Source organism: Luteibacter jiangsuensis (genome assembly GCF_011742555.1).
GTDB classification, from domain to species: Bacteria; Pseudomonadota; Gammaproteobacteria; order Xanthomonadales; family Rhodanobacteraceae; genus Luteibacter; species Luteibacter jiangsuensis.
In genome coordinates, this window is sequence record NZ_JAAQQR010000002.1 from 76,283 (window position 1) to 102,988 (window position 26,706).

At 67.9% G+C, this 26,706-nt stretch carries 26 protein-coding genes and 1 pseudogene; 13 read left to right on the forward strand and 14 right to left on the reverse strand.

All coding sequences use genetic code 11. From position 1 onward, the window contains the following. The first annotated feature begins 87 nt into the window (after positions 1 to 87). Entirely contained in the window at positions 88 to 453 is a 366-nt protein-coding gene (locus HBF26_RS03970) for a hypothetical protein (RefSeq protein WP_167123313.1), read from the forward strand. A 48-nt stretch (positions 454 to 501) separates the two neighbouring features. Here HBF26_RS03970 and HBF26_RS03975 read toward each other — a convergent pair whose 3' ends face one another. The 5 genes from HBF26_RS03975 to moaA are packed head-to-tail and all read right to left on the reverse strand — an operon-like array spanning position 502 to position 4,363. After that, on the reverse strand, positions 502 to 1,692 hold the full coding sequence (locus tag HBF26_RS03975; RefSeq protein ID WP_167123315.1) for a molybdopterin molybdotransferase MoeA: 1,191 nt from the start codon (positions 1,690 to 1,692) through the stop codon (positions 502 to 504). Further along, on the reverse strand, positions 1,692 to 2,630 hold the full coding sequence (gene moaCB / locus HBF26_RS03980) for a bifunctional molybdenum cofactor biosynthesis protein MoaC/MoaB (RefSeq protein WP_167123317.1): 939 nt from the start codon (positions 2,628 to 2,630) through the stop codon (positions 1,692 to 1,694). The genes HBF26_RS03975 and moaCB overlap by 1 nt, the downstream gene beginning before the upstream one ends. Beyond that, positions 2,627 to 3,112, reverse strand: a complete 486-nt coding sequence (locus HBF26_RS03985) for a molybdenum cofactor biosynthesis protein MoaE (RefSeq protein WP_167123319.1) — start codon at positions 3,110 to 3,112, stop codon at positions 2,627 to 2,629. The genes moaCB and HBF26_RS03985 overlap by 4 nt, the downstream gene beginning before the upstream one ends. Positions 3,113 to 3,114: 2 nt before the next feature. Continuing rightward, positions 3,115 to 3,366 carry a MoaD/ThiS family protein gene (locus HBF26_RS03990; RefSeq protein WP_167123321.1) on the reverse strand — a complete coding sequence of 84 codons (252 nt, stop codon included), beginning with the start codon at positions 3,364 to 3,366 and terminating at the stop codon, positions 3,115 to 3,117. A 22-nt stretch (positions 3,367 to 3,388) separates the two neighbouring features. Then, entirely contained in the window at positions 3,389 to 4,363 is a 975-nt protein-coding gene (gene moaA, locus HBF26_RS03995) for a GTP 3',8-cyclase MoaA (protein WP_167123323.1), read from the reverse strand. Positions 4,364 to 4,454: 91 nt separating this feature from the next. Between moaA and HBF26_RS04000 the strand changes: the two are divergent. The 8 genes and pseudogenes from HBF26_RS04000 to HBF26_RS04035 all read left to right on the forward strand — a co-directional run. Further along, a pseudogene (locus tag HBF26_RS04000) lies at positions 4,455 to 5,428 on the forward strand (XdhC family protein); the annotation flags it as partial. Beyond that, positions 5,425 to 6,033 carry a nucleotidyltransferase family protein gene (locus tag HBF26_RS04005; RefSeq protein ID WP_167123328.1) on the forward strand — a complete coding sequence of 203 codons (609 nt, stop codon included), beginning with the start codon at positions 5,425 to 5,427 and terminating at the stop codon, positions 6,031 to 6,033. The pseudogene HBF26_RS04000 and the gene HBF26_RS04005, both read left to right, overlap by 4 nt. Before the next feature lie 53 nt (positions 6,034 to 6,086). Beyond that, positions 6,087 to 6,911 (forward strand): cytochrome b/b6 domain-containing protein, encoded by an 825-nt coding sequence (locus HBF26_RS04010; RefSeq protein ID WP_167123330.1) that lies wholly within the window; start codon positions 6,087 to 6,089, stop codon positions 6,909 to 6,911. Next, entirely contained in the window at positions 6,904 to 7,659 is a 756-nt protein-coding gene (locus HBF26_RS04015) for a molybdopterin-binding protein (protein WP_167123332.1), read from the forward strand. Before HBF26_RS04010 ends, HBF26_RS04015 begins: the two co-directional genes overlap by 8 nt. 168 nt (positions 7,660 to 7,827) lie before the next feature. Next, positions 7,828 to 8,220: an HU family DNA-binding protein gene (locus HBF26_RS04020; RefSeq protein ID WP_167025042.1), complete on the forward strand. Its 393-nt coding sequence runs from the start codon at positions 7,828 to 7,830 to the stop codon at positions 8,218 to 8,220. 142 nt (positions 8,221 to 8,362) lie between these two features. After that, the gene (locus HBF26_RS04025) at positions 8,363 to 8,749 is read left to right on the forward strand and encodes a BlaI/MecI/CopY family transcriptional regulator (RefSeq protein ID WP_167032243.1); all 387 of its coding nucleotides are present in this window, start codon (positions 8,363 to 8,365) and stop codon (positions 8,747 to 8,749) included. Between the two features lies 1 nt (position 8,750). Continuing rightward, positions 8,751 to 10,499, forward strand: coding sequence for a M56 family metallopeptidase (locus HBF26_RS04030; RefSeq protein WP_167123334.1), 1,749 nt, complete (start codon positions 8,751 to 8,753; stop codon positions 10,497 to 10,499). 86 nt (positions 10,500 to 10,585) lie between these two features. Continuing rightward, complete coding sequence (locus tag HBF26_RS04035; protein WP_167123336.1) at positions 10,586 to 11,251, forward strand: HAD-IA family hydrolase; 666 nt, start codon at positions 10,586 to 10,588, stop codon at positions 11,249 to 11,251. 16 nt (positions 11,252 to 11,267) lie between these two features. On the opposite strand, the gene HBF26_RS04040 is transcribed toward HBF26_RS04035, so the two are convergent. From HBF26_RS04040 to HBF26_RS04060, 5 genes are read right to left on the reverse strand one after another with little or no spacing between them, the layout of a single operon-like run. After that, positions 11,268 to 12,614, reverse strand: coding sequence for a flavodoxin domain-containing protein (locus HBF26_RS04040; RefSeq protein WP_167123338.1), 1,347 nt, complete (start codon positions 12,612 to 12,614; stop codon positions 11,268 to 11,270). Further along, on the reverse strand, positions 12,611 to 13,759 hold the full coding sequence (locus tag HBF26_RS04045) for an FAD:protein FMN transferase (protein ID WP_167123340.1): 1,149 nt from the start codon (positions 13,757 to 13,759) through the stop codon (positions 12,611 to 12,613). Before HBF26_RS04045 ends, HBF26_RS04040 begins: the two co-directional genes overlap by 4 nt. A gap of 8 nt (positions 13,760 to 13,767) precedes the next feature. Beyond that, positions 13,768 to 14,577, reverse strand: a complete 810-nt coding sequence (locus HBF26_RS04050; protein WP_167123342.1) for a DUF4198 domain-containing protein — start codon at positions 14,575 to 14,577, stop codon at positions 13,768 to 13,770. A 14-nt stretch (positions 14,578 to 14,591) separates the two neighbouring features. Beyond that, positions 14,592 to 15,104: a DUF2271 domain-containing protein gene (locus HBF26_RS04055; protein ID WP_167123344.1), complete on the reverse strand. Its 513-nt coding sequence runs from the start codon at positions 15,102 to 15,104 to the stop codon at positions 14,592 to 14,594. Between the two features lie 10 nt (positions 15,105 to 15,114). After that, positions 15,115 to 15,738, reverse strand: a complete 624-nt coding sequence (locus HBF26_RS04060; RefSeq protein ID WP_167123346.1) for a PepSY-associated TM helix domain-containing protein — start codon at positions 15,736 to 15,738, stop codon at positions 15,115 to 15,117. A 149-nt stretch (positions 15,739 to 15,887) separates the two neighbouring features. On the opposite strand from HBF26_RS04060, the gene HBF26_RS04065 reads away from it, so the two are divergent. The 3 genes from HBF26_RS04065 (at position 15,888) to HBF26_RS04075 (ending at position 18,946) form a co-directional block, all read left to right on the forward strand. After that, positions 15,888 to 16,562, forward strand: a complete 675-nt coding sequence (locus tag HBF26_RS04065) for a response regulator (protein ID WP_167124338.1) — start codon at positions 15,888 to 15,890, stop codon at positions 16,560 to 16,562. Then, positions 16,555 to 17,979 carry a sensor histidine kinase gene (locus tag HBF26_RS04070; protein WP_167123348.1) on the forward strand — a complete coding sequence of 475 codons (1,425 nt, stop codon included), beginning with the start codon at positions 16,555 to 16,557 and terminating at the stop codon, positions 17,977 to 17,979. The genes HBF26_RS04065 and HBF26_RS04070 overlap by 8 nt, the downstream gene beginning before the upstream one ends. A 115-nt stretch (positions 17,980 to 18,094) precedes the next feature. Further along, positions 18,095 to 18,946 (forward strand): alpha/beta hydrolase, encoded by an 852-nt coding sequence (locus tag HBF26_RS04075; protein ID WP_240151209.1) that lies wholly within the window; start codon positions 18,095 to 18,097, stop codon positions 18,944 to 18,946. A 65-nt stretch (positions 18,947 to 19,011) separates the two neighbouring features. Here HBF26_RS04075 and tsaB read toward each other — a convergent pair whose 3' ends face one another. The 3 genes from tsaB to yoaA form a co-directional block, all read right to left on the reverse strand. After that, the gene (tsaB, locus tag HBF26_RS04080; protein WP_167123350.1) at positions 19,012 to 19,701 is read right to left on the reverse strand and encodes a tRNA (adenosine(37)-N6)-threonylcarbamoyltransferase complex dimerization subunit type 1 TsaB; all 690 of its coding nucleotides are present in this window, start codon (positions 19,699 to 19,701) and stop codon (positions 19,012 to 19,014) included. Next, positions 19,698 to 21,020: a cell envelope integrity protein CreD gene (gene creD / locus HBF26_RS04085; protein ID WP_240151210.1), complete on the reverse strand. Its 1,323-nt coding sequence runs from the start codon at positions 21,018 to 21,020 to the stop codon at positions 19,698 to 19,700. Before creD ends, tsaB begins: the two co-directional genes overlap by 4 nt. 424 nt (positions 21,021 to 21,444) lie before the next feature. Further along, entirely contained in the window at positions 21,445 to 23,352 is a 1,908-nt protein-coding gene (gene yoaA / locus HBF26_RS04090) for a DNA repair helicase YoaA (protein ID WP_167123354.1), read from the reverse strand. Positions 23,353 to 23,400: 48 nt separating this feature from the next. Between yoaA and HBF26_RS04095 the strand changes: the two genes are divergently transcribed. Continuing rightward, positions 23,401 to 26,157 carry a valine--tRNA ligase gene (locus HBF26_RS04095; RefSeq protein WP_167123357.1) on the forward strand — a complete coding sequence of 919 codons (2,757 nt, stop codon included), beginning with the start codon at positions 23,401 to 23,403 and terminating at the stop codon, positions 26,155 to 26,157. A 118-nt stretch (positions 26,158 to 26,275) separates the two neighbouring features. Here HBF26_RS04095 and HBF26_RS04100 read toward each other — a convergent pair whose 3' ends face one another. Then, on the reverse strand, positions 26,276 to 26,698 hold the full coding sequence (locus HBF26_RS04100) for a DNA polymerase III subunit chi (RefSeq protein WP_167123359.1): 423 nt from the start codon (positions 26,696 to 26,698) through the stop codon (positions 26,276 to 26,278). Between the last annotated feature and the right edge of the window lie 8 nt (positions 26,699 to 26,706).

A 26,706-nucleotide genomic window follows, 5' to 3' on the forward strand; every position in this document is an offset into this window, starting at 1 on the left:
AGTCCTCCCCGGCCCTGCCGATACGAAGGCTAACGCCCTCCCCAAACGCGGAGGCGTAGCCCTTTCCCTATCGACAGGTAACACCCCATGAAGAAGCTCGTCGTCGCCATCGCGCTGTTTGCCGCCGCTCCCTTGGCCGCCCAGGCCGCCTGCGCCCCCAAGGACTTCGCCATCGACGGTTTCGCCGTGAAGCTCCAGCAGGGCTCCGGCATGCCGCGTTTCAGCATGAAGGGCAACCTGGTCAACAAGTGCGCCGAGCCCGCCGCTGCCCAGATCCGCATCGACGCGAAGGACGCCAGCGGCAAGGTCATCGCCAGCAAGCAGGGCTGGCCGGCCGGCACCTCGAACATCGAGCCGGGCAAGAGCGTGGACTTCGACCTGGGCCGCCTGTTCCGTTATTCCGCCGACATGCAGGACTACACGGTGGTCGTGTCGGACGTGAAGGCCTGGTAAGACGAGGTCCGGCGCGGGAGCCGCCATCGCGGCTCCCGCGCTACCCGCTCAGATAGGCAACCAGGGCACTTTTTCGCCACGCGCGAAGGCCACGTCCCGAGCGCGCAGCCACACCAGCGCATGCGCCGAGGCGAGGTTGCTCAGCATGTGCGACTCCTGCCGCGGCAGGAGTTCGAGCGAAGCCGCGCCATCGGTCGTGTCGACGCGCATGCGTACCAGTCTGTCGCGCTGCGCATCGGCTTCGACAGACGAAGCAAGCACGCCGCTGCGCCACGCGGGTTGCTCGCCTGTCTCGCCTTCGAGCTGCGCCAGGATGGCGCGGGCATGCACTGCAAGACAGACCAATACCGCACCCGGATTGCCCGGCATGCCGAGAAGGACCTTGCCGTCCCGCATGCCGAACCACAGAGGCTTGCCCGGTTTCTGCGCCACCTTCCAGAAGATCTGGCGCACGCCCAGACGGTCGGCCACGAGCGGGACGAAGTCGCGATCGCCCACCGATACGCCACCGCTGGTCACGATCAGGTCGGCGCTGTCGAGCGCGGCGCTCATGGCTTCCTCGAGCGCGGCCTCGTCGTCCTTCACATAGGCGATCACGGGCTCCCCGTAACCGTTCTCGACGAACCAGGCGCGTAGCAGCGGCCCGTTCGCATCGTAGACGTGGCCTGGCTCGAGGGGCTCGCCGACGCGGCGCACTTCGTCGCCCGTCACCAGCACCGCCACGCGCGGGCGGCGATAGACCTCCACCGTGTCGACGCCCGCCATGGCAAGGGCGGCGAGCAGTCCGGCACCGATTCTCTTCCCCGGCCCCGCGAGCGCCGCTCCGGCCACCAGTTCCTCGCCTTCGTAGCGAACAGCCTCGCCCTTCCGCACGGCTTCGCGCAGCACGATGCCTTCACCGGTCCGCTCGACGATCTCCTGGCGAGCCACCGCGTCGGCGCCTGCCGGGAGCACTCCGCCCGTGAGGATGCGTACGGCCTGTCCCGCCTTCACCGCGACCTCCGCGGGCGTGCCGGCGGCGGCGGTGCCAACGAGCGTACGCGGCGACAGACCGTCGTCGGCCCGCACGGCATAGCCGTCCATGGCGCTCTGCGTGAAGCGAGGCAGCGAAATACGCGCCTTGGGCGCCTCCGCGAGCACGGACCCCAGCGCCAGTTCCAGCGGCACGCGCTGGGTCGGAAGCGCGCGCACGCTGGAGCGGTACCGCGACAGCGCGTCCGACAGGGGAAGGAGGGGCATCAGGCCGACTCCCCGTAGCCGCCCGGATGCCTGCCTCCGGTACGGCCGGTTTCCAGCAGGTGGATCAAGCCCGGCAGGGTCGCCGCAAGGGACTCGCTCGCTCCGCCGCGGCTGCCGGGAAAAGTCACGACGAGGGTGTCGCGCACGTAGCCGGCCACGCCGCGCGAGAGCATGGCGAACGGCATGCGCTTCTGGCCGAAGGCGCGCGCGGTTTCCATGATGCCTGGAATCTCCACATCCAGCAGGGGACGCACGGTGTCCACGGTAACATCCCGCGGGCCCAGCCCGGTGCCGCCGACGGTGATCACGAGCGATACGCCGCCATCGACCAGCGACTGCAGCAGATTGCCAAGTACCGCTGCGTCATCGGCGATCACGGCGTATTCCACCGGATCGAACCCGGCCTCCATGAGCGCGTCCCGAACATAAGCGCCTGCGGTGTCGGTCTTCGCGCCGCTGGCGACAGTGTCCGACAGCACCACGACCGCCGCGCTGCGCACCTGTGCCAGCGTGCGCCGATAGTGCGATTTACCGCCCGTCTTCCGCTCGAGGCGGCAGTCCTCGATGTGCAGCTCGTCCGGCTCCGCATACGGCTTCAGCATGTCATAGAGGGTGAGCGCCGCCAGGCTTGCCGCCGTCAGCGCTTCCATCTCCACGCCGGTCGGGCCGATCGTCTGCACCTCGGCGAGGACGCGAACGGAGGTTTCGCCGAGTTCGTAATGCACGTCGGCGCGGTGGATCGGCAGCGGATGGCACAGCGGAATCAGTTCGTCCGTGCGCTTCGCGGCAAGGATGCCGGCCACGCGCGCGGTCTTGAGCGGATCGCCCTTCTCCGTCTCGCCGCTGCGCAACAGCGCGATACACGCGGCGGGAGCATGGAGCGTGGCCGTGGCGCGCGCGACGCGCAGGGAATCCGGTTTCTGGCTGACGTCTTTCATCCGTGGCTCGCATGAGAGTGGTGACGATGCGACGCTGTGTCGGGCTCGTCCAGGTCGTCGCGGATACAACAGCCTTCCACGAAGGCGCTGCTGCCGTCCGTGTAGAACTCCTCCTTCCATATGGGCGCGCCGTGCTTCACCGCGTCCACCGCGTAGCGGCAAGCCGCGAAGGCTTCCGCGCGATGCGGTGCGCGCACCACGCAGACGATGGCGATATCGCCGATGGCGAGGTCGCCCAGACGATGCACGATGCGCACGTACGGTACGCCGTAGCGCTCACGCGTGCTGTGCTCCACCTCGCGGATCACCTTCGCGGCCAGGGGTTCGTGCGCCGTGTACTTGAGGTGGCGCACGGAACGCCCCTCGTGGTGGTCGCGCACCGTACCGACGAACAACGCAAGGCCGCCGCATTCCGGATGCGTGTCCAGCTCGAGCAGAGGCTCGACGGCCACCGGTTCGTGGGAAAGAGCGATGCGGTTCATGCTCAGCCTCCGGCGACAGGTGGCAACAGCGCGATCCGGCCGTCGGCCGGCACGGGGTCGGCGCGGCGGACAATGGTATCGCCCGAGACGCAGGCACACCGTTCGAGGGAACCCGCGAGTTCGGGGTGCCCTTGCGCCAGCAGTGCGAGCGCATCGCCGATGGTGGCGACGCCGCCGTCGACGTCGATACGGCATTCCTTCGTGCCGGCCAGCCGTTCGAGGTTGGCGAAGAGTTCGAAAACGATCGGTTTCATGGGCATCCTGGCAATGGGCGGATCAGCCGCCCATGGCATGCATGGTCAACGGGCGGTCCACCGGCCCGGGCCGTGAAGCATAGCCGGCGTCCTTCAGCCATACGGCCTTGGCGACCTGCGCCGCCAGCGCCGCATCGTCGGCCCCCTCGCGCAGGCGCGCTCCCAGCGGCATGCCCAGCGGGGAGAACAGGCAGGTGAAGAGTTCGCCCGTCGCGGTGAGGCGCAGCCGGTCGCAGGTGGAACAGAACGGGTTGGAAACGGTGGAAATGACACCGAGCGGATAGTGGCCGTCGACGAGGTAAGGCGTGGACGGGTCGTTGCCCCGCGGCTGCGCTTCCACCGTGTGCGAGCGGCCGATGGCGGCGAGTATCTCGGCCTCCGGCACCACGGCGTCGCGTTTCCAGTGCCCCGGCGCGTCGAGCGGCATGTATTCGATGTAGCGCAGCGGCAAACCGCGCGCCATCGCCCATTCGAGCAGCGGCACGATGTCCTCATCGTTGTCGCCGCGGATCACCACCGCATTCAGTTTCACCTTGGCCCCCGCATCCGCGAGGGCGTCGATGCCGTCGAGCACCGGGGCGATTTCGCGCAGGGTCAGCCGGCGAAACGTGCCGGCATCGATGGCGTCAAGGCTGACGTTGAAGTCGTCGATACCCGCCGCGACCAGTTCGCGCGCCTTCGGCGCGATGCGCGAGGCATTGGTGGTCATGGACAGGCGCGACAGCCCACGCTCGCGAAGGGCGTCGATGGCACGCACGCAATCGAGCAGGTCGGGCCGGAGCAGCGGCTCGCCACCGGTAAGGCGGATCTGCTCGATGCCGTGGTCGACGAAGATCCCGGCCAGGCGCACGATCTCGTCGCGCTTCAACAGACTGGCTCGCGGAAGCCAGTCCGGGTGTTCCGGCATGCAATAGGTGCAACGGAAGTTGCAGCGGTCGGTGAGCGATATCCGCAGCTTGCGCTTGGTACGTCCGTGGCGGTCGATGAGTCGGGACATGGTCGCCTTAGGAGAGCACGGAGGGCGTGAGACGGGTGTTTCGACCGCGTCATGCCCCTTCTGCCGCAATCGTGCCAGACTTCGGGCATGAGCGCCTTGGACACATCCACCGTTCCCGCCTGGCCCGCGTGGCCAGAGTACGCCCTCGTCGAAGACCTGCTGGCATCGCTGCGCGAGTTTGCCCACCGGGGCCGCGTGGCGCTGGCCACCCTGGTCAGCGTGCAAGGGCCGTCGCCGCGACCGCTGGGTAGCGAGATGGTCATTGCCGCCGATGGCTCCGTGGCCGGTTACGTCTCGGGGGGATGCGTGGAAGCCGCCGTCGCCGCCGAGGCGGCCATGGCGCTTGCGGAGCGTCGCCCGCGCCTGCTCGATTACGGGGTGGGCAGCGATGTGCTCGATATCCAACTCAGCTGCGGCGGTCGCATCGGGATCTTCGTGCGCGAACTTCGCGAAGCGGCCGCTTACGTGCACGATCTCGGCGTCGCCCGGCGGGAGCGGCGTACCGTCACGGCGCTCTCCGATGCCTCGACAGGCGAATGGTCCATCCGCGACGGCGCTGTCCCCGCGGAAACCGGCACCTATGCGGTGGTCCATCGTCCACCGTTGCGGGTGGTCGTGGTCGGGGGCGATCCGGTGACGTTGGCCGTGGCGCATCTCGCACCGCTCGTCGGCGTGGAAGTCGTGCTGCTCCGGCCACACGGGCCAGCGTCGCCGCCGTCGGGAGCGACGCTGGCGGGATACGACTCGCGCTCGCTTCCCGCGGCACTGGCCCAACTTGCCATCGACGACCGTACGGCCGTCTATTCGCTCAGCCACGACGCGGAAACGGATCACGCCGTGGCGTCGCATGGCCTGGCGTCGCCGGCTTTCGCCGTGGGGGTGCTCGGTAGCCGGCACAAGATCCAGGCGCGCATGCAGCGCCTGCGCGACGAGGGTATCGGGGAAGACGCCCTCGAGCGGCTCCGCCTGCCCGCGGGCTTGCCGATCGGGGCACAGACGCCGCACGGCATTGCCCTGTCGATCCTTGCCGAAGTGTGCCAGCGCGACCGCGCGCGCGTGGAATGAATACGGGTCACGACGCGGTGATCCTCGCCGCCGGCGGCAGCCGCCGCCTCGGCCGGCCGAAGCAGTTGCTTACCCGCCACGGCGAGGCGTTGGTCGCGCGGGTGGCCCGGCTCGTGCTCGCGACGAAACCGGAGCGGACGATCGTGGTGGTAGGGGCGCACGACAACGACGTGACGGCGGCGCTGGGCGATCTCGACGTGCAGGTGCTGGTCAACGAACTCTGGTCCACGGGTATGGCGTCTAGCCTGCGCCTCGCGGCGGGGGAACTGGCCGGGCGCGAGCGCCCGACGCTGGTCACCGTGGTGGATCAGCCGGCACTGGAGGTCCGCCATCTCCTCGCGTTGCTGGCAGTGCACGGCGACGATCGCGACACGGTAAGCCGCTACGGCGATGCGCGAGGCGTGCCGGTGGTTCTGCGCGCGTCGACGCTCTCGCGGGGGATGGAACTCGAAGGCGACGCGGGGTTCCGCGATCTGTGGCACGACCTGGCGCCACGCAGCGTACGCGCCGACGAACTCGGCGACGATCTGGACGACGAGACCGACCTTCGGCGTGCCGTTGCAGCCGGATGGCTGGACGATCCGGCCGAGACCGGCGGCCTGTAAGAAAATATCCGTCCGTAGGGTCATACTTCAGGTAGCCTGCCGCGGAGCATCCCATGCCCAACACACGCCTCGTCTATCGGCACCGCTGGCCCGTGCGCGTGATGCACTGGATCAACGTGGTGTGCCTGTTCGTGCTGCTCGGCAGCGGCTTGCAGATCTTCAACGCGCACCCCTCGCTGTACTGGGGCCAGCGATCCGACCCCGGCAAGGCGGTGTTTTCGCTGCAAGGGGGTGTCGATGCACAGGGCGCGCCGCGCGGCACCACACGTATCGGCAGCCATGCCTTCGACACCACCGGCGTCCTCGGCGCCTCCAAGGTGAACGGGCAGTGGCGGTCGCGCGGCTTTCCCGCCTGGGCCACGATACCGGGGCCGGGCTGGCTCGCGATGGGCCGTCGCTGGCACTTCTTCTTTGCCTGGCTCTTCGTCGTCAACGGCATCGCGTACGTGGGCTGGTCCCTTTTCAGCCGGCACCTCGCCAGGGACCTCGTGCCCACGCGGAGCGACTGGCGCGGCTTCGGCCGCTCGGTCGTCGATCACCTGCGCTTCCGTCATCCGGAGGGCGCGGAAGCGGCCCGTTACAACATCCTGCAGCGCCTCGCCTACCTCGTCGCCATCTTCGTGTTCGGCGGCGGCATCGTGCTCATGGGCATCGCCATGTCGCCCCGCATGGATGCGGTGCTGCACTGGCTCGTCGACCTCGTCGGGGGCCGCCAGTCGGCCAGGACCATCCATTTCATCATCGCCGTCGCCTTCGTGGCCTTCGTGCTGGTGCACGTCTTCGAAGTGCTGGTAAGCGGCCCCCTCAACCAGCTGCGCGGCATGGTGACTGGCTGGTACCGGATTCGCGACGAGAGGGAGGTAACCCGCCATGACTGACCGCCGCCATTTCCTGCGCAATACGCTCCTCGCCCTCGGCGGCGCGACGCTGGCGGGCTGCGACCGCATCTCCGAGAGCGACACTGGCGCACGCGTGCTCGAATCCGCGGAAGCGGTGACGCGACGTGTCCAGCGCTTCCTCTCGCCCTCGCGAGCTCTCGCGAAGGAATACGCGGAATCCGACATCTCCCCCGTGTTCAAACCCAACGGCACCACCATGCCGGACACGCCGCTCTACCAGTCGCTGCTGCGCGGAGGATTTTCCGATTACCGCCTGGAAGTGGACGGCCTCGTGGCACGGCCGGCGCGGCTGTCGCTGGAAGAATTGAAGGCGTTGGGCAGCCGCACGCAGATCACCCGCCACGACTGCGTGGAAGGCTGGAGCGCCATCGGCAAATGGACGGGCACGCCGCTCGCCGCCGTCCTGGACCATGTCGGTCCGACGGATGCCGCGCGCTACGTCGTCTTCCATTGCTTCGACACTTACGACGAGGACACCCCGTATTACGAAAGCATCGACCTCGACGAAGCGCGGCATCCGCAGACCCTGCTCGCCCATGCCCTCAACAGCAAGCCCTTGCCCGTCGCCAACGGTGCCCCGCTTAGGCTGCGGGTGGAACGCCAGCTGGGTTACAAGCACGCGAAGTACCTTCGCCGGATCGAGGTCGTTGCCAGTTTCGCGGACATCGGCGAGGGCAACGGCGGGTACTGGGAAGACAACGGTTACGAGTGGTACGCGGGCATCTGAGCCGCTTTTTCTGCATTGCGTCACGGGGACCCTGAAAAAAAGGGCTCACAAATGCGAAAAAACTTCGCGGACCCTATTTTCAGCGGACGAAAGCAACGTTAGAGTGAGTCGCCCGCTGGGCACCGGCCGGTAAGGCCGCCTCATTCGATCAAAGTGACAAGGATAACCATGGCCAAGACCACCAAATCGGCGGCGAAGAAGGCTGCCAAGGCTCCCGCCAAGGCAACGAAGGCGCCGGCCGCCCTCAAGCCCATCAAGGATCCGCTGTCGAAGTCCTCGCTCGTCTCGCACATCGTCGAGCAGAGCGGTGTGGACAGCAAGAGCGTGAAGGCCGTTCTGGCCTCGCTCGAAGGCGCGATCTCCGCGTCGGTTCACAAGAAGGGCGCCGGCACGTTCACGCTGCCCGGCCTGCTCAAGATCACCTCGGTCGCCGTTCCGGCCAAGCCGAAGCGCAAGGGCAAGGACCCGTTCACGGGCGAAGAGCGCTGGTTCGCCGCCAAGCCCGCTTCGGTCAAGGTCAAGGTCCGTCCGCTGAAGAAGCTGAAGGACGCCGCCGCCTGATCCATCGCGGTGGAACATCCACCGCGACCAGGAAGCGAAGAGACCCCCGCTCGAAAGGCGGGGGTTTTTCTTTGCGGGGCCGCACTTGACTACACCTGTCGTCAGGCGCATGCTGCCTACACCTGTAGTCAGGAAGGCCAGCATGAGCAAGAAGACGATCGGCGACCAGGAACTCGCGCTCCTGCAATACATCGAGGAGGCGCCGAAGAGTTCGGTGGCGGAGGTGTGCGCGGGCTATGGCGAAGCGCGCGGCCTCGCGCGGTCCACCGTGCTCACCATGATGGAGCGGCTCCGCGCGAAGGGTTACCTCACCCGCCGCAGGATCGATGGCAGCTTCCGCTACAGCGCCACCAATGGCGCCGCCGAGGTCATGACCGGCGCGGTGGCCCGCTTCGTGGAAAAGACACTGCAAGGCTCGGTGTCGCCCTTCGTCGCCTGGATGTCCGAACGCGGACAGGTCAGCGACGCCGAGCTGGCCGAACTCGAGGCACTGGTCGGCACGCTGCAATCGCGGCGCAAGGGGCGCTGACATGGACGCCTTCCTCGACACGCTGCTTTCCCGGCTTGCCTACGCGTCGGTGCAAGCGATCCTCCTGGCCGCGCTCGTCTACGCCGTCTGCCGCCTGATGCCGTCGTTGTCGGCCGCCGCACGCACCGCGTTGTGGTGGCTGCTCGGCGCCCAACTGGTACTGGGGCTTGCCTGGCCCACGCCGGTTGCCCTTCCGTTGCTGCCGGCGCCAGCCATGCAGACGGCCGTATCCACCGGCACATTCGACGCCACGCCGGTGCAGACGACAACGATCGCACCGCAACCCGGGTTCACGATGTCGTGGACGATGGTGCTGCTCGCCGTCTGGGCCGTGGCGATCCTGATCCAGCTGGCCGTGGCGGGTGTGCGGGCGTACCGCCTTTCCGGCGTGGTTCGCCGTGCGATGCCGCACGACGACGTACGAGTGGACACGCTGTGCGCGCGGAGGGCGCGCGAACTCGGGCTGCGCCGGTCGCCGCGTCTCGCGGTATCGGCCGAAGTGGATTCGCCGCAGGTGGTCGGCCTGTGGTGTCCCACCATCCTCCTGCCGCTGGAAGACAGGCTCGACGACGAGGAACTGGACATGGCGCTGATGCATGAGCTCGCCCATGTGCGCCGCGGCGACCTCGTGCTCGGCTGGGTGCCGGTGCTCGCGCGCACGCTGTTCTTCTTCCACCCCCTCGTCCACCTGGCCATGCGCGAGTACGCCCTGTGCCGCGAGGCCGCCTGCGACGCCCTGGTGGTGTCGCGCGGGCGCCAGGCCCCACGGACGTATGGACGTCTGTTGCTGCGCCTCGGTGTGGCGCCCCATCCGCACCACGCGCTCCCCGGGGCGTCGCCCACCTTCCGCACATTGAAAAGGAGAATCGACATGCTCGGTCAGGCCACCGACGCGCCACCGCGCGTGCTCACACTCTGCCTCGTTACGATGATCGCGGCGGTCGGCGTCACGCCGTGGCGGGTCGTTGCCGCCGATGGTGCGGATGCGATGCCAGCGCAGGCCTCCCCTACTGTAGCGGCGACGCCCGTCACGCCCGTTACACCCACGACGCCCGTGACCGCGACGACGCCAACGACACCTGTGGCCGCCTCGCGCCTGTCTCCCGCACCGTTGCCGCCGATGCCGCCCGTGCCTTCGGCACCGGCCGCGCCCCGGGCGCCCCCCGCACCGCCGTCGCCGGCCTACGGCCCTTCGGATCAGACGTTCATCTTCTTCAGCGGCCAGATTACGCGCATCTCGAACGGCAGCGATGAAGACATCCAGCGTGCGCGGGCTGAACGTCAGGGCCCGGGCGACTACGCCTGGTATCGCAACGGTGCGCAGGCATGGGTGTTGCGCGATCCGGCTTACGTGAAACGTATCCGCGAGGCCTATGAACGCGCCCGGGTGCCGGCCGAGGATGCCATGCGCAGCGCGGAGAAGCAGGCCGAGATCGACCGCAGGCAAGCCGTGCTGAACGACCAGTTGGGGAGGCTGTCGATGAAGCGCGCGCAACTGGCAACACAGCAGGCCAGCCCGAATGGACCGCGCGATCCCTCCGCCTATGCCGCAGGGAACGCCGCCATCGAACGCGAGCAAGCGGACGTCGCAAGGGAAGTCGCCGATCTCGACAAGCGCCGCGCCGCCATCGGCCAGGAACACGTGGCGCAGTCCCGGCGCGAGGCAGACGCCGATCGCAGGGCGAACGACGAAGTGCGCGCGATCATGGACCAGGCCATGCACGACCACGTGGCGGAACGCTCGCGCTGACGGCAAGGCCATTACATATCGCCGGCAACCCGGTATCGTGGAGGGCTTCGCGCGTGCGCGGCGCTCTTCACGATACCGGAGGCATCATGCGACTCGAACCGGGCCAGCTCATCGAAGCCGGGGCCCTGCTTTTCGACATGGACGGCACGCTGGTCGATTCCCGCGTCGTCGTGGAAAAGATCTGGAAACGCTGGTGCGACGAGCACGGCGTCGATTGGCACTACGTGCTTCCCCGCCTGCACGGCGTCCGCATGCTCGACTCGGTGAAGATGTTCGCCAAGCCGGGCATGGACATCCAGGCCGAATACGACCGCCTGTATCGCGAGGAACTCGAAGACGTGGACGGCATCGTGCCGATCCCCGGCGCGGTCGAGCTGCTTGCCTCGCTGCCCGCCCACACGTGGACCATCGTGACCTCCGCCGACACGCCACTGGCCGAAGCGCGCCTCCGCGCGGCGGGGATCGAACCGCCGCCGCGCATGGTGGCAGGCGAGATGGTGCGAAACGGCAAACCGGACCCGGAGGGCTACCTGCTGGGCGCGCAGCGCATGAATGCCGCTGCCGCCGAGTGCGTTGTCTTCGAGGATGCAAAGGCTGGCATCGAGGCCGGGCTCGCCGCAGGTGCCCGCGTGCTCGCCATCGCGGGCGACCATCCGGACGAGGTGCCGGCCCAGGTGGCGTGGATGCACGACCTGACGGCACTGCGCTTCGACGGCTTCGCCGACGGCAAGCTGCGCCTGGGCGTCGCGTGACGCGCGCGGAGCACGCTCAGTACACGTCGCGGCGATAACGCCCGGTCACGGCGAGATCGTTTACCGCGACGTCCCCCAGCGCCTCGCGAAGGGCGGCATCCACGCCGGGCGCCATACCCGCCAGGCTGCCGCAGACATACACGCCGGCTCCCTGTTCCACGAATCGGCGAACCTCGTCGCGGGCGGCGCGCAGCCGGTCCTGCACGTAGCGTGCGCCGCGGCTCTCGCGCGACCAGACGAGATCCAGCCGCTCGACGGTGCCTTCCGCGTGCCAGCGTTCCAGTTCGTCGACATGGAGGCGGTCGATGGCAGCGTGCCGCTCGCCGAACACCAGCCAGTTCCGATGATGGCCGCGCGCGATGCGTGCCTTCAGCAGGGCGCGCAGCCCCGCGATGCCCGTGCCGTTGCCCACCAGAAGCAGTGGCCGCGCATCCTCGGGCACATGGAATCCGGCGTTGCGGCGCACGCGCAGATCCACGACGTCCCCCAGCGCTGCGCGTTCGGTCAGCCAACCCGAACCGATGCCCATCTCGCCGTCCGTGCCACGCATCTGCCGTACGACGAGATGCAGCGCGCCGTCGTCGGGCAGCGACGCGATCGAATATTCGCGGTGGGGCAGCGTCGCGGCATCGCCCCTGGCACGGCGCGGCCCCACCTCGGCGATGTCTCCGGCTTCCCAGGCAAGGTGCGTCGGATCGTCCGGCACCAGCGCCAGGTGATAGCAGGGACCACCGGCGCTGCCGGGATTCAGCAGGCGCCGTTCGACGAGCCGCCAGGCCTGGTAGGCCGGCCGCGCCCAGTCGCTCATGCCGGGAAGGCCGGCGAGATGCGCGACATGGTGCTGCCAATGGCGAAGACTGCCTTCGTCGCCGTTGTCCACGTCGACACGATCGAACAGGGGCGCGGCTCCGCTTGCGCGTAGCCACCCGTCCAGACGGCGGCCGAAAGCGCAGAAGTCGTCGTAGTCGCGGTCGCCCAGGGCCAGCACGCCGTAAGCGAGGCCGTGCAGTGCCGCGGGTGTCTTCATGAGGTTCCCGTCGAACGCCGTCGCGGCGTCGGGGGCATCACCCTCCCCGGTCGTGCTGGCGACAAACAGCGCGCGCGGCGTGGCCTCCAGCACGTCGGGCGTGAGTTCGTCCATGCCGCGGACGTCCACGGTCAGGCCACCCGCGCGCAACGCCTCCGCCGTCCGGTCGGCAAGCTCCGTGGCGAAGCCCGTTTGCGACGCGTGCACGACGAGGACGCCCCCGGTCGCGCCGGTGTCCTTGCGGATGCCGCGACGAGCGCACGCGACGGTGAAGGCCGTCCAGGCAAGAACGAGGCCGCCCGCGAGCGCGAAGCGCGTCAGTTCGCCAGCGATCACGGCTTGACCAGGGCGGCGAACGCCGGCGACATGCGCTCCACGACATGGCCGTCGCCATCGTGGAGGATGAACAGCGCCGCGATGCCGTGCCGTTTCGCGAAGGCCATGCCCTCGTCCGGGCCCAGCACTGTCAGCGTGGTGCCCAACGGATCGGCGTGCATGCAGTCGTTCGCGACCACGCTGACCGACGCCACCCGGTGCGCCACCGGATAACCCGTGCGTGGGTCGATGTGGTGCGAGAAGAACCGTCCGCCACTTTCGAAGAAGTGGCGGTAGTCGCCCGATGTGGCGATGGCCTTGTCGTCGAGGGAAAGCACGCGCCCCACTTCGTCGGGATCGTCGACGGCACCGGCCGCCGCGCCGGGACGCTCGATGCCCACGCGCCAGGGCGAGCCGTCAGGCTTGCGGCCGTGGCCGCGGAGTTCGCCCCCCACTTCGACGAGATACGCATCGACACCGGAACGATCGAGGAAGCGTGCCACCTGATCGACGCCGAACCCCTTCGCGACCGCGGAGAGATCGACATAGACGCCGCCGGGCTGGAACGCCCGCCGATGTGCCTCGTCCAGACGGATCTTCGCCCAGCCCACGCGCTTCCTTGCCTCGGCGATGGCCGCCGCATCGGGCGGCGCATACGGATGGACCGGATCGTGCGACGACGGCTTGCCTGCCGAAGCCTTGCCGGGACCGAAGCCCCACAGGTTCACGAGCGGACCCACGGTCGGGTCGTAAGCGCCCCCGGATGCCTTCCCCAGTTGCAGCGCGTAACGCAGCACGGTGAACAATTCCGGGGGCAGCGCCTGCCACGTACCCGCTGGTGCGCGATTGAAGCGGCTGAGGTCGGACGTATCGTCGTAGGTGCTCATCTGCGTCACGACACGATCGACCTCGGCCTGGATGCCCTGCTCGATGGCGTGTTCATCCGCGCCGTCGGGAAGCACGGCGTTCACCGACCACGTCGTTCCCATCGTCTCGCCTTCGAAGCGATGTATGTCGCTGGCGAAGGCGGGAGCGCAGACCAGGGCGAGCAGGCAGACGACGCTATGGCAGATGCGTGCCAGCGACCCTGGCGCATTTCGCGAAGAGCCGTCGCGCGCAGGGCGCGCTCCTACGGCGTTCGGCGCACGGTGGGTCTCGGCACGCATGGCGGGCTTTATTGCGGGAGCACTTCGAGCGTCGCCGTATAGGCGAGCCGGCGGTTCTTCGCTTCCTTCACCGAGGTGCGATCGTCCTCGGTCGAGGCGTTGACCCAATACATGCCGGCCGCGGGCCAGGTGAAGCTGAACTTTCCGTCGCTATCGGTGGTGGTGTCCATCTCGTCCTGCGCGTTGCGATAACGCGTGGCGCCGTTGATGGCCACGACCTTGAGGTTCGCCGCGGGCTTGCCGTCGAGCAGGAGGCGGAAGGTGGCTTTCTCGCCCGCCATGAGGTCGTTCGGCTGACTGACCGGTACCAGTTCCAGACCCTTGCCGACAGGCTTCAGCGCGCCGTCGCTCGGCGAGCCCTGGGTGACGAAGGTCTCCACCCGCGACGCCATCTCGCTCACCGCCACGTTCTTAGCGCCAGCGGGGATAGCCCCCTTGAATTCCGCAGGGGTGCCACGCCAGCGCTTCTTCTGGCCGTCCAGCTCGTAATTGGCGAACAGGCCCTGGTTCACGAGCGCGAGGCGATACGTACCCTTCTGCGGTACCGGCACGTCGAACGTGCTGCGGTACTTGCCGGTCGCGGCGTTTTCCGGTTTCACCGTCGAGCCGTCCGGCGCGGTGATGACCAGGGTGTCGAGCCTGGCCGGGAAGTGATCCGGATAGTAGAGATCGTTGGAAACGGCGGCGTCGACGGTCACCCAGGCGTCGTCGCCGGAGATCACCGTGGCGCTGGGCACCATCCACATCTTGTGAGCCTGTGCCGCGAGCGGCAGGACGAGGGCGGCGCAGAAGGCGGCGCGGGCAAGCGTGTGCTTCATCGGTACGGCTCCGTTCAAGGGTTGAGGTCGAGGTCGATCTGTCCGAGTTCTTCGCTGCCCTTGGCGGACAGGTGCACGGGCGCCTTGGCCGGCCAATCGAAGGGAATGCGCTGGGCTTCTCGCCCGCCGACTTCGCGTGCCGCCTCCACCACCAGTTCGTAGTGTCCCGGCGCGAGCGTGCCCAGCGGGGGCTTGCCGTCGACGAAGCGCAGGCGATGCTGGCCGGCCGGGCGCGTGGCGCCGGACACGCCGTCGATCGGCATGGTCTGCTCGCGACCGCTGCGGCGCCACCACTGGCGCATGTCCTTCAGCCACTTCGTGCCTTCGCCGTCGCCCTTCTTCATTTCGTACCAGACCGCGAGGTTGGCCGCGACGCTGTGGTCTTCGCGCTCGATCCACACCGCGACATACGGCCGGTGGTACTCGGCCACCTTCAGCGTTGGGATTTCCACGGTGATGTTCATGTCGGCCGCGATCGCGGGCGCGGCGCAACAGGCGCAGATGGCGAGTGTCAGGAGGCGACGCATGGCGATTCCTTCAATGGATGAACACGAGGGCGATGACGACGGGCAGCACGAAGCCCAGGGCGACCATGGGCCAGGTCATGCCGCGCTGCGCGGCGTGCATCTTGAGCAGCACGAGACCCGTCACGGCGAACACGAGGCAGGCCAGCGCGAACACGTCGATGAACGCGCTCCAGACAGCCCCGGTGTTGCGTCCCTTGTGCAGGTCGTTGAGCCAGGCCAGCCAGCCCCGGTCGGTGACTTCGTACTGCACGTCGCCGTTCTCCCGGTCGATAGCGACCCACGCATCGCCGCCCGGCCTGGGCAGCGAGACGTACACCTCGTCGTCGCTCCAGTCGCCCGCGCGTGCTTCGATACGTGCGCCGGTTTCGCTCCGCACGAACTCGGCGACCGCTGGCGGAACCGGCGCGGACTTCGCGCCCGGATCGGTCAATTGGCGCAGCAGCGGCGCGGGCAAGGTCGCGGCGAAGCGCGACACCGCAGGCGAGGCCTCGATGCGCGCGGCGTGGTTGAGCGTGAAGCCCGTGACGGAGAACAGCAGGAGCGCGACGAGCGAAACCGCCGAACTGATCCAGTGCCAGCGGTGCAGGTGCTTGAGCCAGAAGGCACGGCGTTGCCGATCGACGGTGTCGCGCATGTTTTCCGTAAAGCCCCTGGGATGGTGGTGATCGCAGCGGGCCATGTTAACCATAATGCGAATCGTTCGCAATTACGCCCGGAAAGCGGCTTGAAAGCCTGTCGCGACAGGATGCGCGAACACCTATCCGGAGCGTATCCTTGGCCCTCATGCGCATCCTTTTGGCCGAAGACGACGCCGCTATCGGCGCGGCAGTACGAGCCTCGCTCGAACAAGGCGGACACGCCGTCGACCATGTCACCGACGGCGCCAGCGCCGACAACGCCCTGCGCGACCACGACTACGACCTGCTCGTGCTCGACCTGGGCCTGCCTCTGCTCGACGGCAGCGAGGTGCTGTCGCGGGCGCGCAAGCGCGGCTCCGGCTTGCCGGTGCTCGTGGTGACCGCGCGCGAAGGGTTGAAGGAACGCGTGCGTGTGCTCGATCTCGGCGCCGACGACTACCTCGTGAAGCCGTTCGCCCTCGCCGAATTCGACGCCCGTGTACGCGCCCTGCTCCGCCGGCGAACGAGCCAGGGCACCCCGGAATTCCGTATCGGACGCCTCCGCCTGGATATCCCGGGACACCGCGCCTGGATCGGCGACACCGCGCTGGACCTCACCGCCCGCGAGTTCGGCCTGGTGGAAGCGCTTGCCCTCCGGGCCGACAAGGTCACCAGCCGCACCCAGCTCGTCGAGGCACTGTGCAACTGGGACGAAGACCTGACCGACAACGGCCTGGACATCGCCCTGCACCGCCTGCGCAAGAAGCTGCAGGGTTCGGGAACCAGCGTCCGCACCATCCGCGGCCTGGGTTATCTCCTCGAAGAAAGCGCGGATGCCTGATCGCCGCCACTCGGCGGCACGGCGACCGCCACGCCCCAGCCTGCGGCGGCGGCTGCTCACCTTTCTGCTCGTGCCGGTGCTCGGCGTGCTTCTCCTGGATGCGGTGATCGGCTATTTCGTCGCCTTGGCGTATTCCAACCGGGTGCACGACGCCACGCTTTCGGACAACGCGCTTACGCTCTCGGAAATGATCGGCAGCGATGCGCTGCGCGGCGAACTGACCGAACAGGCGCGGTTCCTTCTCGAATACGATCCCAACGGCCGCAATTACTACACCGTGACCAGCGACCGGCACGGGCGGGTCATCAGCAACGCGATCCTGCAGGCACCCTCCGTCGCCGTGGACGCGCCACCGCGGCTCTTCGACACCGAACTGGGCCATCGCCCGCTGCGGGCGGCGACCATGCGCGTGCCCAGCCGTCACGATCCGGACGACGTGCTCACGATCACCGTGGCGGAGAACCTGCGCGACCGGCACGCCCGCGCACGCGAGATCCTCCTGCTCACGCTGCCGATGCAGGCCCTGCTCATCGTGGCCGTCCTCTTCCTTGTGTGGCTTGGCGTGAGCCACGGCCTGCGCGTGCTGGAACCGTTGACCTCGCGCCTGGCCCGGCGCGAACACGACCTCAGCCCCATCGGCGAGGAAGACGTGCCGGTGGAGATCCTTCCGCTCACCCGCACCATCGACGACCTGTTCGCCCGCATGCGCAACATGCTGGGCTTGCAGGAGCGCTTCATCGCCGACGCCGCGCATCAGTTGCGCACGCCGCTCGCCGGCATCCGGTTGCACGTGGAGAGGCTGACCGAGACCACCGACCCGGCCCAGCGCGCCGACGCGATGAACCACGTGCAACGCCTTGCCGCGCGCGCCGCACGCACGTCGGCGCAGCTGCTCGCGCTGACGCGCACGCAGTCGCCGGACCTGCCGGATCGCGACGGCATGGCCGAGATCGATCTGGCAACCGTGGTTCCGGAAGCCGTGGCGATGCGCGTGCACCAGGCCCTCGCCGCGGGTGTCGATCTCGGCTACGAAGGCACGGACGATCCCTGCATCATTCGAGGCGATGCATTGCAGGTGCAGGAAGTGATCGACAATCTCGTGGACAACGCCTTCCACTACGCGGGCCGCGGCCACGTGGTGACGGTGTCGGTGGCCCGCGGCGAGAACGAGGTACTGCTGGCCGTGGAGGACGACGGTCCCGGCGTCGACGATGCGTTCCTCGGACAACTCGGCGAGCGCTTCTTTCGCGTACCCGGCGTCGACGAAGACGGCACCGGCCTGGGCCTCGCCATCGTCGAGAGCATCGCCGAGCGCCACGACGCGCGCGTGAATTTCCTGCACGCCAAGGCCGGTGGCCTGCGCGTGGAACTTCACTTCCCCGCAGCCGCTCCGCTCAAGGACCACTCGCTGCACTGAGGCTGGCAACGCCGCATCTTCGCCAGAACTTGCGACACGTTTCGCAAGCTGTCGCACCCCGTGGGAAAGCCAGCTGAAACGGCCGCCGGGCACCATGGCCTGCATGGTGCGGACGATGACGAAGGGCCACGTGAACATGCCGCCGGCGTTCCGGTTCGAAGGTGGGGCCGAAGGGGTCCTGCTGGTGCATGGGCTCGGCCGCACTCCCGAGGAGATGCGTCTTCTCGGCAAAGGACTGAATCGCGCCGGCTTCACCGTGCAGGGCGTGGCCCTGGCGGGACACGGCGGAAGCGAGGAAGAACTGCTCGCCTCCGACTGGAGGGCGTGGTACGCGAGCGTGGAAGTCGCCGCTGTCGAGCTGCGCGGACGCGTGGACCGCATGTTCGTGGCCGGTTCGTCGATGGGCGCACTGCTCGCCTTGCGCCTAGCCGCGGTGCATCCGGACTGGGTCGCAGGCGTGGGTGTGTTCGGCGCGACGTTCCGCTACGACGGATGGTCCACGGGCTGGGCGGCGCGCATGTCGTTCCTGTTGCCGCTGTTCAAGCGTCTCGGCATCGGGCGCCATCGCCGCCTGTTGCAATGGCCGCCGCATGGAATCCACGAACAGCGACTACGGGAACACTTCGGCAGGAACATGCCAGGCGGCCCCGATGGAGCTACACAGCGCGAGGGCGATCCGTGGCACGCCCTGGCGGAAACGGTGGAGCTTGCACGCGACGTGCGCCGCCGCCTTCCGTCCGTGCTTGCGCCCTGTTTCATCGCGCACGCGCTGGACGACGAAGTGGCCAGCGCCGCGAACGCGGACCTCGTGGCGCGACACGTGCGCGGCCCGGTGGAAATGCTGCTCCTGGCCGACAGCTACCACATGATCACCATCGACCGGGAACGCCGCATGCTGATCGAACGCAGCGCCGATTTCTTCGACCGCGTGGCGCGCGAGGCGCGCTCCGCGCGCGTTGCTGCGTAAATCGCCGCATATCACCGCCAGTCGCCTTATGCGACTCACGGCAGAAGCGGGTTGGACATTTTCCGCTACGCCTTGCCCTGCTCCACCAGCGTAAGCGCCACCTTGTCGCGCAGATACACCGGCAGTGCCAGTTCGGGCGCCACGGCCTCGCCGTCGCGGAACCGACGCGCGGCCACTTCCGCGACGTGCCGGGCCTGCGGATAACGCGCGCCTTCCGCGGAACGGATCGGCGCGGGGATGCGCTCGCGCAGGATCGCCTCGTACGTGGCCCAGCCCGTGCCCACCACGTGCCATGCCGCCGCCTCGGGCAGGACCAGTGCCGCCGCCGTGTCCACGCGCTCGCGGTCCAGCAGGGTCACGCCGCCGTCGGCGTCGCGGCGCCATGCCGCCACGTAGATCTCGCCCATGCGCGCATCGATCACGGACAGGATGGCGGCATCGTCTTCCGGTGCCTCCAGCGCCAACGCCTGCAACGACGACACGGTGACGACGGGAACGTCGAGTGCCATGGCCATGCCTTGCGCCAGCGAGACACCCAGGCGCACGCCGGTGAACGCGCCGGGGCCGCGGCCCACCGCGATACCGTCGAGGGCGTGCCGCTGCAGCCCCGCTTCCGCGAGCAGTTCGTCCGCCATCGGGAGCACCAGCTCGGCGTGACGGCGTGGCGCCACCTCGCTGCGCTCGATCACCTCGTCGCCGTGGACAAGGGCGACCGAGCAGGCTTCCGTGGAGGTTTCGATGGCAAGGAAGTTCATGGCGAATCCGGCATGGGAGATGGCGTGGTCTGCGCGTACCAGTCGATGCGGCGCGTCAGGAACATTAGCAGCGCGATCACTGCCACGAGCACCACCGATCCGATCAACAGTGCGTACTCTTCGGCGCCGATCAGGCCGTACAGTATGGCGTAAACCAGGGCCAGTACGCCGCCCAGGGCCAGCCCTGCCCTGCGCGCGTGCAGGGCGGCCATGGCATAACCGCCCACGATCAGCACCACGGTGGCGGCGGCCACGGCATAGGCGGGGCCGAATCCGAACTGTTCCGACAGCGCCAGGAGCAGCACGTAGAAGCTTGTCATGGCGGCGCCCACCAGCAGGTATTGCACCGGATGCAGGCGTAGCCCCTTCAGCACTTCGAAAAGAAAGAACGCGACGAACGTGAGCGCGATGAACAACAGCCCGTATTTCCCCGCCCGGTCGTTCTGCTGGTACACCCCGCCCGGCTGGTAGAGCTTCACACCGAAGGCCGACGCCGCGAGCCGCGCCGTCACGTCCGCATCGGCCGAGTTCCAGTGCTGCCCGTAATCGCGGTTGAGGTCGAGCACCTGCCACGACGCATCGAATCCACGGGTGTCGATCTGGCGCTTCCCCGGGAGCAGCGCGCCGGTGAAACTCGGATCGGGCCAGGGCGCACGCACCCGCACGGCGTTCGTTCGCGCCAGCGGCAGCACCGAGAACGACTCGGTGCCCGCCATGCGAAGGGTGACCGAGAAATCCAATGGCGTGCGGCGATCCGGATCGATCGCCACCGGCGTGGCGAGCACCGTGTACGGCCCCATGCGCGCGGCGGAGGAAGACAGCTTCGCCGTGTGCCCGTCCACGGTCAGCGAGGTGATCGCCTGCAGGCCGCGCGTATCGGCGACGAGCAGCCGCAGTTCCGCCTTTCCTGGAAACCAGGTGGCGCCGCTGTCGGCGGCGAAGTCGCGCAGATCGTCCGGCTGGATGCGTCCGCGCAATGTCACCTCGCCCGTGTACACGGGCACGTCGTACATGCCCGCATGACGGCGCTCCACCGACAGGTCGGCAACGGTCTCGATGTCGTCGGCCAGCACGATCTCGGTGCCGTCGCGCACGCTCAGCACCTTGTCGTCGCTGGCGCGCACTTCGTATCGGGTGGGCACGGCAAGCACGAAGCCGCCAAGCGTCTGCGGGCCGCCCCAACCCTCCGCCACCCGCCTGGATGCGGCGTCGCGCATGGCCTGGCGCTCGCGGACGAGGCCGTCCGCCTGGGAGAGGGGAATGAGCATGATCAGGGCAAGCATGCCGATGCCCAGCACTTTGGCGGTTATGGATTGCATCCAACGAAACATGGTCTTGCCCGCGATTTCCTGTGGTGGGGGAATCGTCCCTGGCGAAAGGGCGTCGCACGTGGTTCGTTTCTGGCGATGCACAGGCAAGCACTGGCAAAAAGCGGCGCCATCGCTCACAGCGAAAGTGAGAGTGTTCTCATGACGCGCCGATTCGTTCCGTGGAGGATGACCCCATCACCCCACCCGAGGACAGCATGATGCTTCCCGTCCAGCTAACGATGCCGCTGGCCCTGATGGTCGGCGCGGCCATCGCCGCCACGACCGAGTCCCCCTGCGCCGAATTGGCGCGAAGCGAAACGCCGCAAGCCCGCGCAGACCGTGCGCGGGAAGGCCTCCTCGATCAAGGGCAGCATGGCACCCATCTGCGTCGGCACGAATGGCGGCATCGCCAGCATTCGCATCCACAACAACCCTAGGAAAAGAAACGCACCACGTCGGCCAGCTCGCGCGTACGCGGCATGGGCGGCAGGCTGGCGAGGAACAGGCGGCCGTAGCCTTTGGTGCTGAGGCGCGGATCGCACAGCACGAGCACACCGCGGTCGTGCACGTCGCGAATCAGGCGCCCGGCGCCCTGTTTCAGGGCGATCACGGCGGTGGGCACCTGCCATCCCATGAAAGGATTGATGCCCGCCTCTTCCAGCGCTTCCAGACGGGCCTGCAGCACCGGATCGTCGGGCATCGCGAAGGGCAGCTTGTCGATGACCACCACGCTCAGGGCGTCGCCCGATACGTCCACGCCTTCCCAGAAGCTCGCCGCACCCAGCAGCACACCGGTGCCGCTGGCGCGGAATGCCTCAAGCAGACGATGTCGCGGAGCCGTGCCCTGCACGAACAGCGGCCAGGGCACACGGCCTTCCAGCAGTTCGGCAGCTCGCCGCAAGGCACGATGCGACGTGAAGAGCAGGAAGGCACGGCCGCCGGATGCGTCGAGCACCGGACGGATGGCGGCGATCACGCGATCGGTGTAATCCCGTGCCGCCGGGTCCGGCAGATCCTTCGGCAAGTAGGCAAGCGCCTGACGCTCATAGTCGAATGGGCTTTCCACGTGCAGCGTGCGCGGGTCTTCCAGACCTAGCTGACGCGAGAAGTGACCGAAATCCCCGGCGATCGAAAGCGTGGCGGAGGTGTGTATCCATGCCGCGTCGGTGGACATGCGCATGGCGCGCAGCGGCGAGGCGAGATCCAGCGGCGTCGCATGCAGAGCGAAGCCACGCGGCCAGGTTTCGTACCAGCGCACGTCGCTCGCGGAATGTTCCTCCGCAATGCGGTCGAGCCGCAGGCTGAGCATCTGCGCCCGCTCGTACACGTTCGCAAGTCCGCGCGAACGCTCGCCGAGGGCGGCCAGCAGATCGGCCAGGGCGGCCATCACGTCTCGCAACTCGCCCAAAAGGTCGCGTATGCCGGGCTCTCTGTCGAGAGCGCCGAAGGGCCCGCGCGAGGGCAGCGGGTCCATGGCGAGGCGTAGCCGCTTGACCAGGTCGTGGATGGCCTCCACCGGCTCGAGCAGCTGGCTCATGGCGCCCGTGACGCCCTGCGCCTCGGCCAGCGCGTCCTGCCCAAGATCCGTCAGTTGCCGCGAACTCGCGCTCTGCGAGAAAAACTGCCCCGCCAACTCGGGAATCTGATGCGCCTCGTCGAGGATGAATGCGTCGGCGCCGGGCAGGATCTCGCCGAAACCCTCCTGCTTCAGCGCAAGGTCGGCCATGAGAAGGTGGTGGTTCACCACCACGAGGTCGGCCTCCATGGCTTCCCGCCGCGCCTTCACCACGTGGCAGTCCTCGAAAAAGGGGCATTCCGAACCGAGGCAGTTTTCCGGCGTGGAAGTCACCCGCGGCCAGACCGGGGAATCCTCGGGGATGTCGGCCATTTCCATCCGGTCGCCGCGGCGGGTGCGGGCGGACCACGCCCGGATCGCGGACAGCTGCGAGACGAGCTGGCGGTCGGGATTGCCTTCGCGTACGGCCTGGTCCAGGCGGTACAGGCAGAGGTAGTTAGCGCGGCCCTTGAGCAGGCTCAGCCTTGCGCGGCTGCCCAGGACCGAATGCACCCGAGGCAGGTCGCGAAAGAAAAGCTGGTCCTGCAGGGCTTTCGTCCCGGTGGAAACGATGACCTTGCGCCCCGACAGCAGGGCCGGCACGAGGTAGGCAAAGGTCTTGCCGGTACCCGTGCCCGCCTCCGCCACCAGCAGGTCGCGGTCCGCGATGGCGGACGCCACGGCCGAAGCCATGCGCTGCTGGGCCTCGCGCGGCGCGAAACCCGGCACTTCGCGGGCGAAAGGGCCTTCCGCGCCGAGGATCGCGGCCACTTCGTGTTCAGTCATCCGCCAAGTATCGCCTACAATGGCGGTCTTTACGCCCTGAGCCCACGCATGGACAAGAGTTTCGAGCCCAGTCAGATCGAGTCGAAGTGGTACGCCCACTGGGAGTCCAACGGCTATTTCAAGCCGTCGGGCAAGGGCACGCCCTACACGATCATGCTGCCGCCGCCGAATGTCACGGGCACGCTGCACATGGGGCATGGCTTCCAGCACACCATCATGGATACGCTGGTGCGCTACCACCGCATGCGCGGCTTCGACACGCTTTGGCAGCTCGGCACCGACCACGCCGGCATCGCCACCGAGATGGTCGTCACCCGCCAGCTGAATGCCGAGGGCAAGCAGCGCGCCGACCTCGACCGCGACGCGTTCATCGCCCGCGTGTGGGAATGGAAGAAGGAGTCGGGCGGCACCATCGGTCGCCAGATGCGCCGTCTGGGCGTGTCGGGCGACTGGAGCCGCGAGGTCTTCACCATGGACGAGGGCCCGTCGAAGGCCGTGGTCGAGACCTTCGTACGACTGCATGAGGAAGGCCTGATCTATCGCGGCCAGAAGCTGGTCAACTGGGACCCGGTGCTGAAGACGGCCATTTCCGACCTGGAAGTGGTCAGCGAGGAGGAAGACGGCTCCCTCTGGTCGATCCGCTACCCGCTTGCCGACGGCTCCGGCGAACTCGTGGTCGCCACCACGCGCCCGGAAACCATGCTGGGCGATGTGGCCGTGGCCGTGCATCCGGAAGACGAGCGCTACGCGCACCTCGTCGGGCGCATGCTGAAGCTGCCGCTGTCGGAACGCGAGATCCCGATCATCGCCGACGAGTATGTCGAGAAGGACTTCGGCACCGGTTGCGTGAAGATCACTCCGGCGCACGACTTCAACGACTACGCCATCGGCCAGCGGCACAGCCTGCCGCTGATCAACATCCTCACCGACGACGCGAAGATCAACGACGCCGCGCCGGAGAAATACCGCGGCATGGACCGCTACGTCGCGCGCAAGGCGGTGCTCGCCGATCTGGAGGCCGCAGGCCTGCTGGTCGAGACGAAGAAGCACAAGCTGCAGGTGCCGCGCGGCGACCGCACCGGTCAGGTGATCGAGCCCTACCTCACCTGGCAGTGGTTCGTGAAGATGGACACCCTCGCCGCGCGCGGCATGGAACTGGTCGAGCACGGCCACGTGAAGTTCGTGCCCGAGAACTGGATCAACACCTACCGTCACTGGCTCGGCAACATCCAGGACTGGTGCATCAGCCGACAGCTCACCTGGGGCCACCAGATTCCGGCGTGGTACACCGACGGGGGCTCGGTGATCGTCGCTCGCGACGAGGCCGAGGCGAAGGCAAAGGCGGCCGCCCAGGGCTGTACGGGCACGCTGCGCCGCGACGCCGACGTGCTGGAAACCTGGTTCTCGTCGTCCCTGTGGAGCCATTCCACGCTGGGCTGGCCCGATCCGCAGGCACAGGCGGAACGCGGTTTCGACCGCTACCTGCCGACGAACGTGCTGGTCACCGGCTTCGACATCATCTTCTTCTGGGTGGCCCGGATGATCATGATGACCGACCACTTCACCGGCGAAGTGCCGTTCAAGGATGTCTACGTCACGGGGCTCATCCGCGACAAGGACGGGCAGAAGATGTCCAAGTCCAAGGGCAACGTGCTCGACCCGCTCGACATCGTGGACGGCATCGGCCTCGACGAACTCCTCGACAAGCGCACGCGCGGCCTCATGCAGCCCAAGATGGCCGAGAAGATCGAAAAGGCCACGCGGAAGGAATTCCCCGAAGGCATTCCGGCCTTCGGCGCGGACGCCTTGCGCTTTACTTTCGCATCGCTCGCCACGCACGGCCGCGACATCAAGTTCGACCTGGAGCGCTGCGCGGGCTACAAGGCGTTCGTCAACAAGCTGTGGAACGCGTCGCGCTTCGTGCTGATGAACCTGGGCGAAGGCCCGGTCGCGCGCGCAAAGCCGTCCACGGAAGCGGAGCGCTGGATCCTCACCCGCCTGGGCCAGACTCTCGCCACGGTGAAGGAACAGCTTGCCCTGTATCGTTTCGACCTGGCTTCGCAGGCGCTGTACGAATTCACCTGGAACGAGTTCTGCGACTGGTTCCTCGAATTGTCGAAGCCCGCGCTCAACGGCGGCGACACGGCCGCCGTGGCATCGACGCGCTACACCCTCGTGCACGTGCTGGAAACGCTGCTGCGCGCGCTGCACCCGCTGATCCCCTTCGTCACCGAAGAGATCTGGCAGCACGTTCGCCCGCTGCTGGACATCGAAGGCGACACCATCATGCTGCGCCCCTACCCCGAAGCCACCGACATCGCGGCAGACAATGCCGCCTCGGCGGAGATCGAATGGGTGAAGGACGTGCTCACGGGCGTGCGCCGCATTCGCGCCGAGATGAACATCGCGCCGGGCAAGGTCATTCCGCTGCTGTTCGCGGACGGCGACGCTGCCGATCGCTCCCGTGCGGAGAAATTCGCCGCGCAGATCGCCTTCCTCGGCCGCGTGGAATCGCCCACGTGGGTATCGGGCGAGGAGCCCGCCGCAGCGGTCGCCGTGGTCGGCGGCATGCGCGTGCTCATCCCGCTGGAAGGCCTGATCGACGTGGGCGCCGAGAAGGCACGCCTGGCGAAGGAGATCGCGCGGGTGGAAGGCGAGATCCGCAAGTGCGAGGCCAAGCTCGGCAACGCGAACTTCGTGGCGAACGCACCGGCCGAAGTGGTGGCGCAGGAACGCCAGCGTATCGCCGACTGGACCCGCCAGGCTGACGCGATGCGCGAGCAGGCGCGCAAGCTGGGCGGCTGACGGCCGCCCGCGGCAGACCAGCTTTGTGTGGGAGCCGCTTCAGCGGCGATGGATGCTCGCGGCAAGGTTGCCCGCTGCCGCGGGATCGCCGGCAAAGCCGGCTCCCACATGGCACGATTTACATATCGTGCTTCGTGACCTCGAAGCCCGCCTGCTTGTACTGCGTCCAGCGGGAACGCGAGCCTTCGCGCTCCGCCGGATCGGCGGCTACCACTTCCAGCACGCGATCGAACTGGCCGGGCGCGCACGTATCGCGCAGGTTGATGACCAGCGGGCGGTCGGGCGTTTCCACGCCCGGCGGCACGATCAGCACCGCCGTGTTGGCGTCTTCCTCGTCGCCGGCGAGCTGGTGCGGAATGTAGGTGTCCTCGTCGAACGCCCACAGGTACTCGTCGATCGCTTCGGCCTGTTCGAAATCGCGCGTGAGGATGAGCGTGGGCTGCTGCGCGCCGAATGCGCGCTTCGCGAGTTCGCACACCAGCAGCAGCGGATCCTCGCGAAAACGCGGCTTGTCGATCAGGTAGAAATCGGCGCGCGGCATCGGTGAGG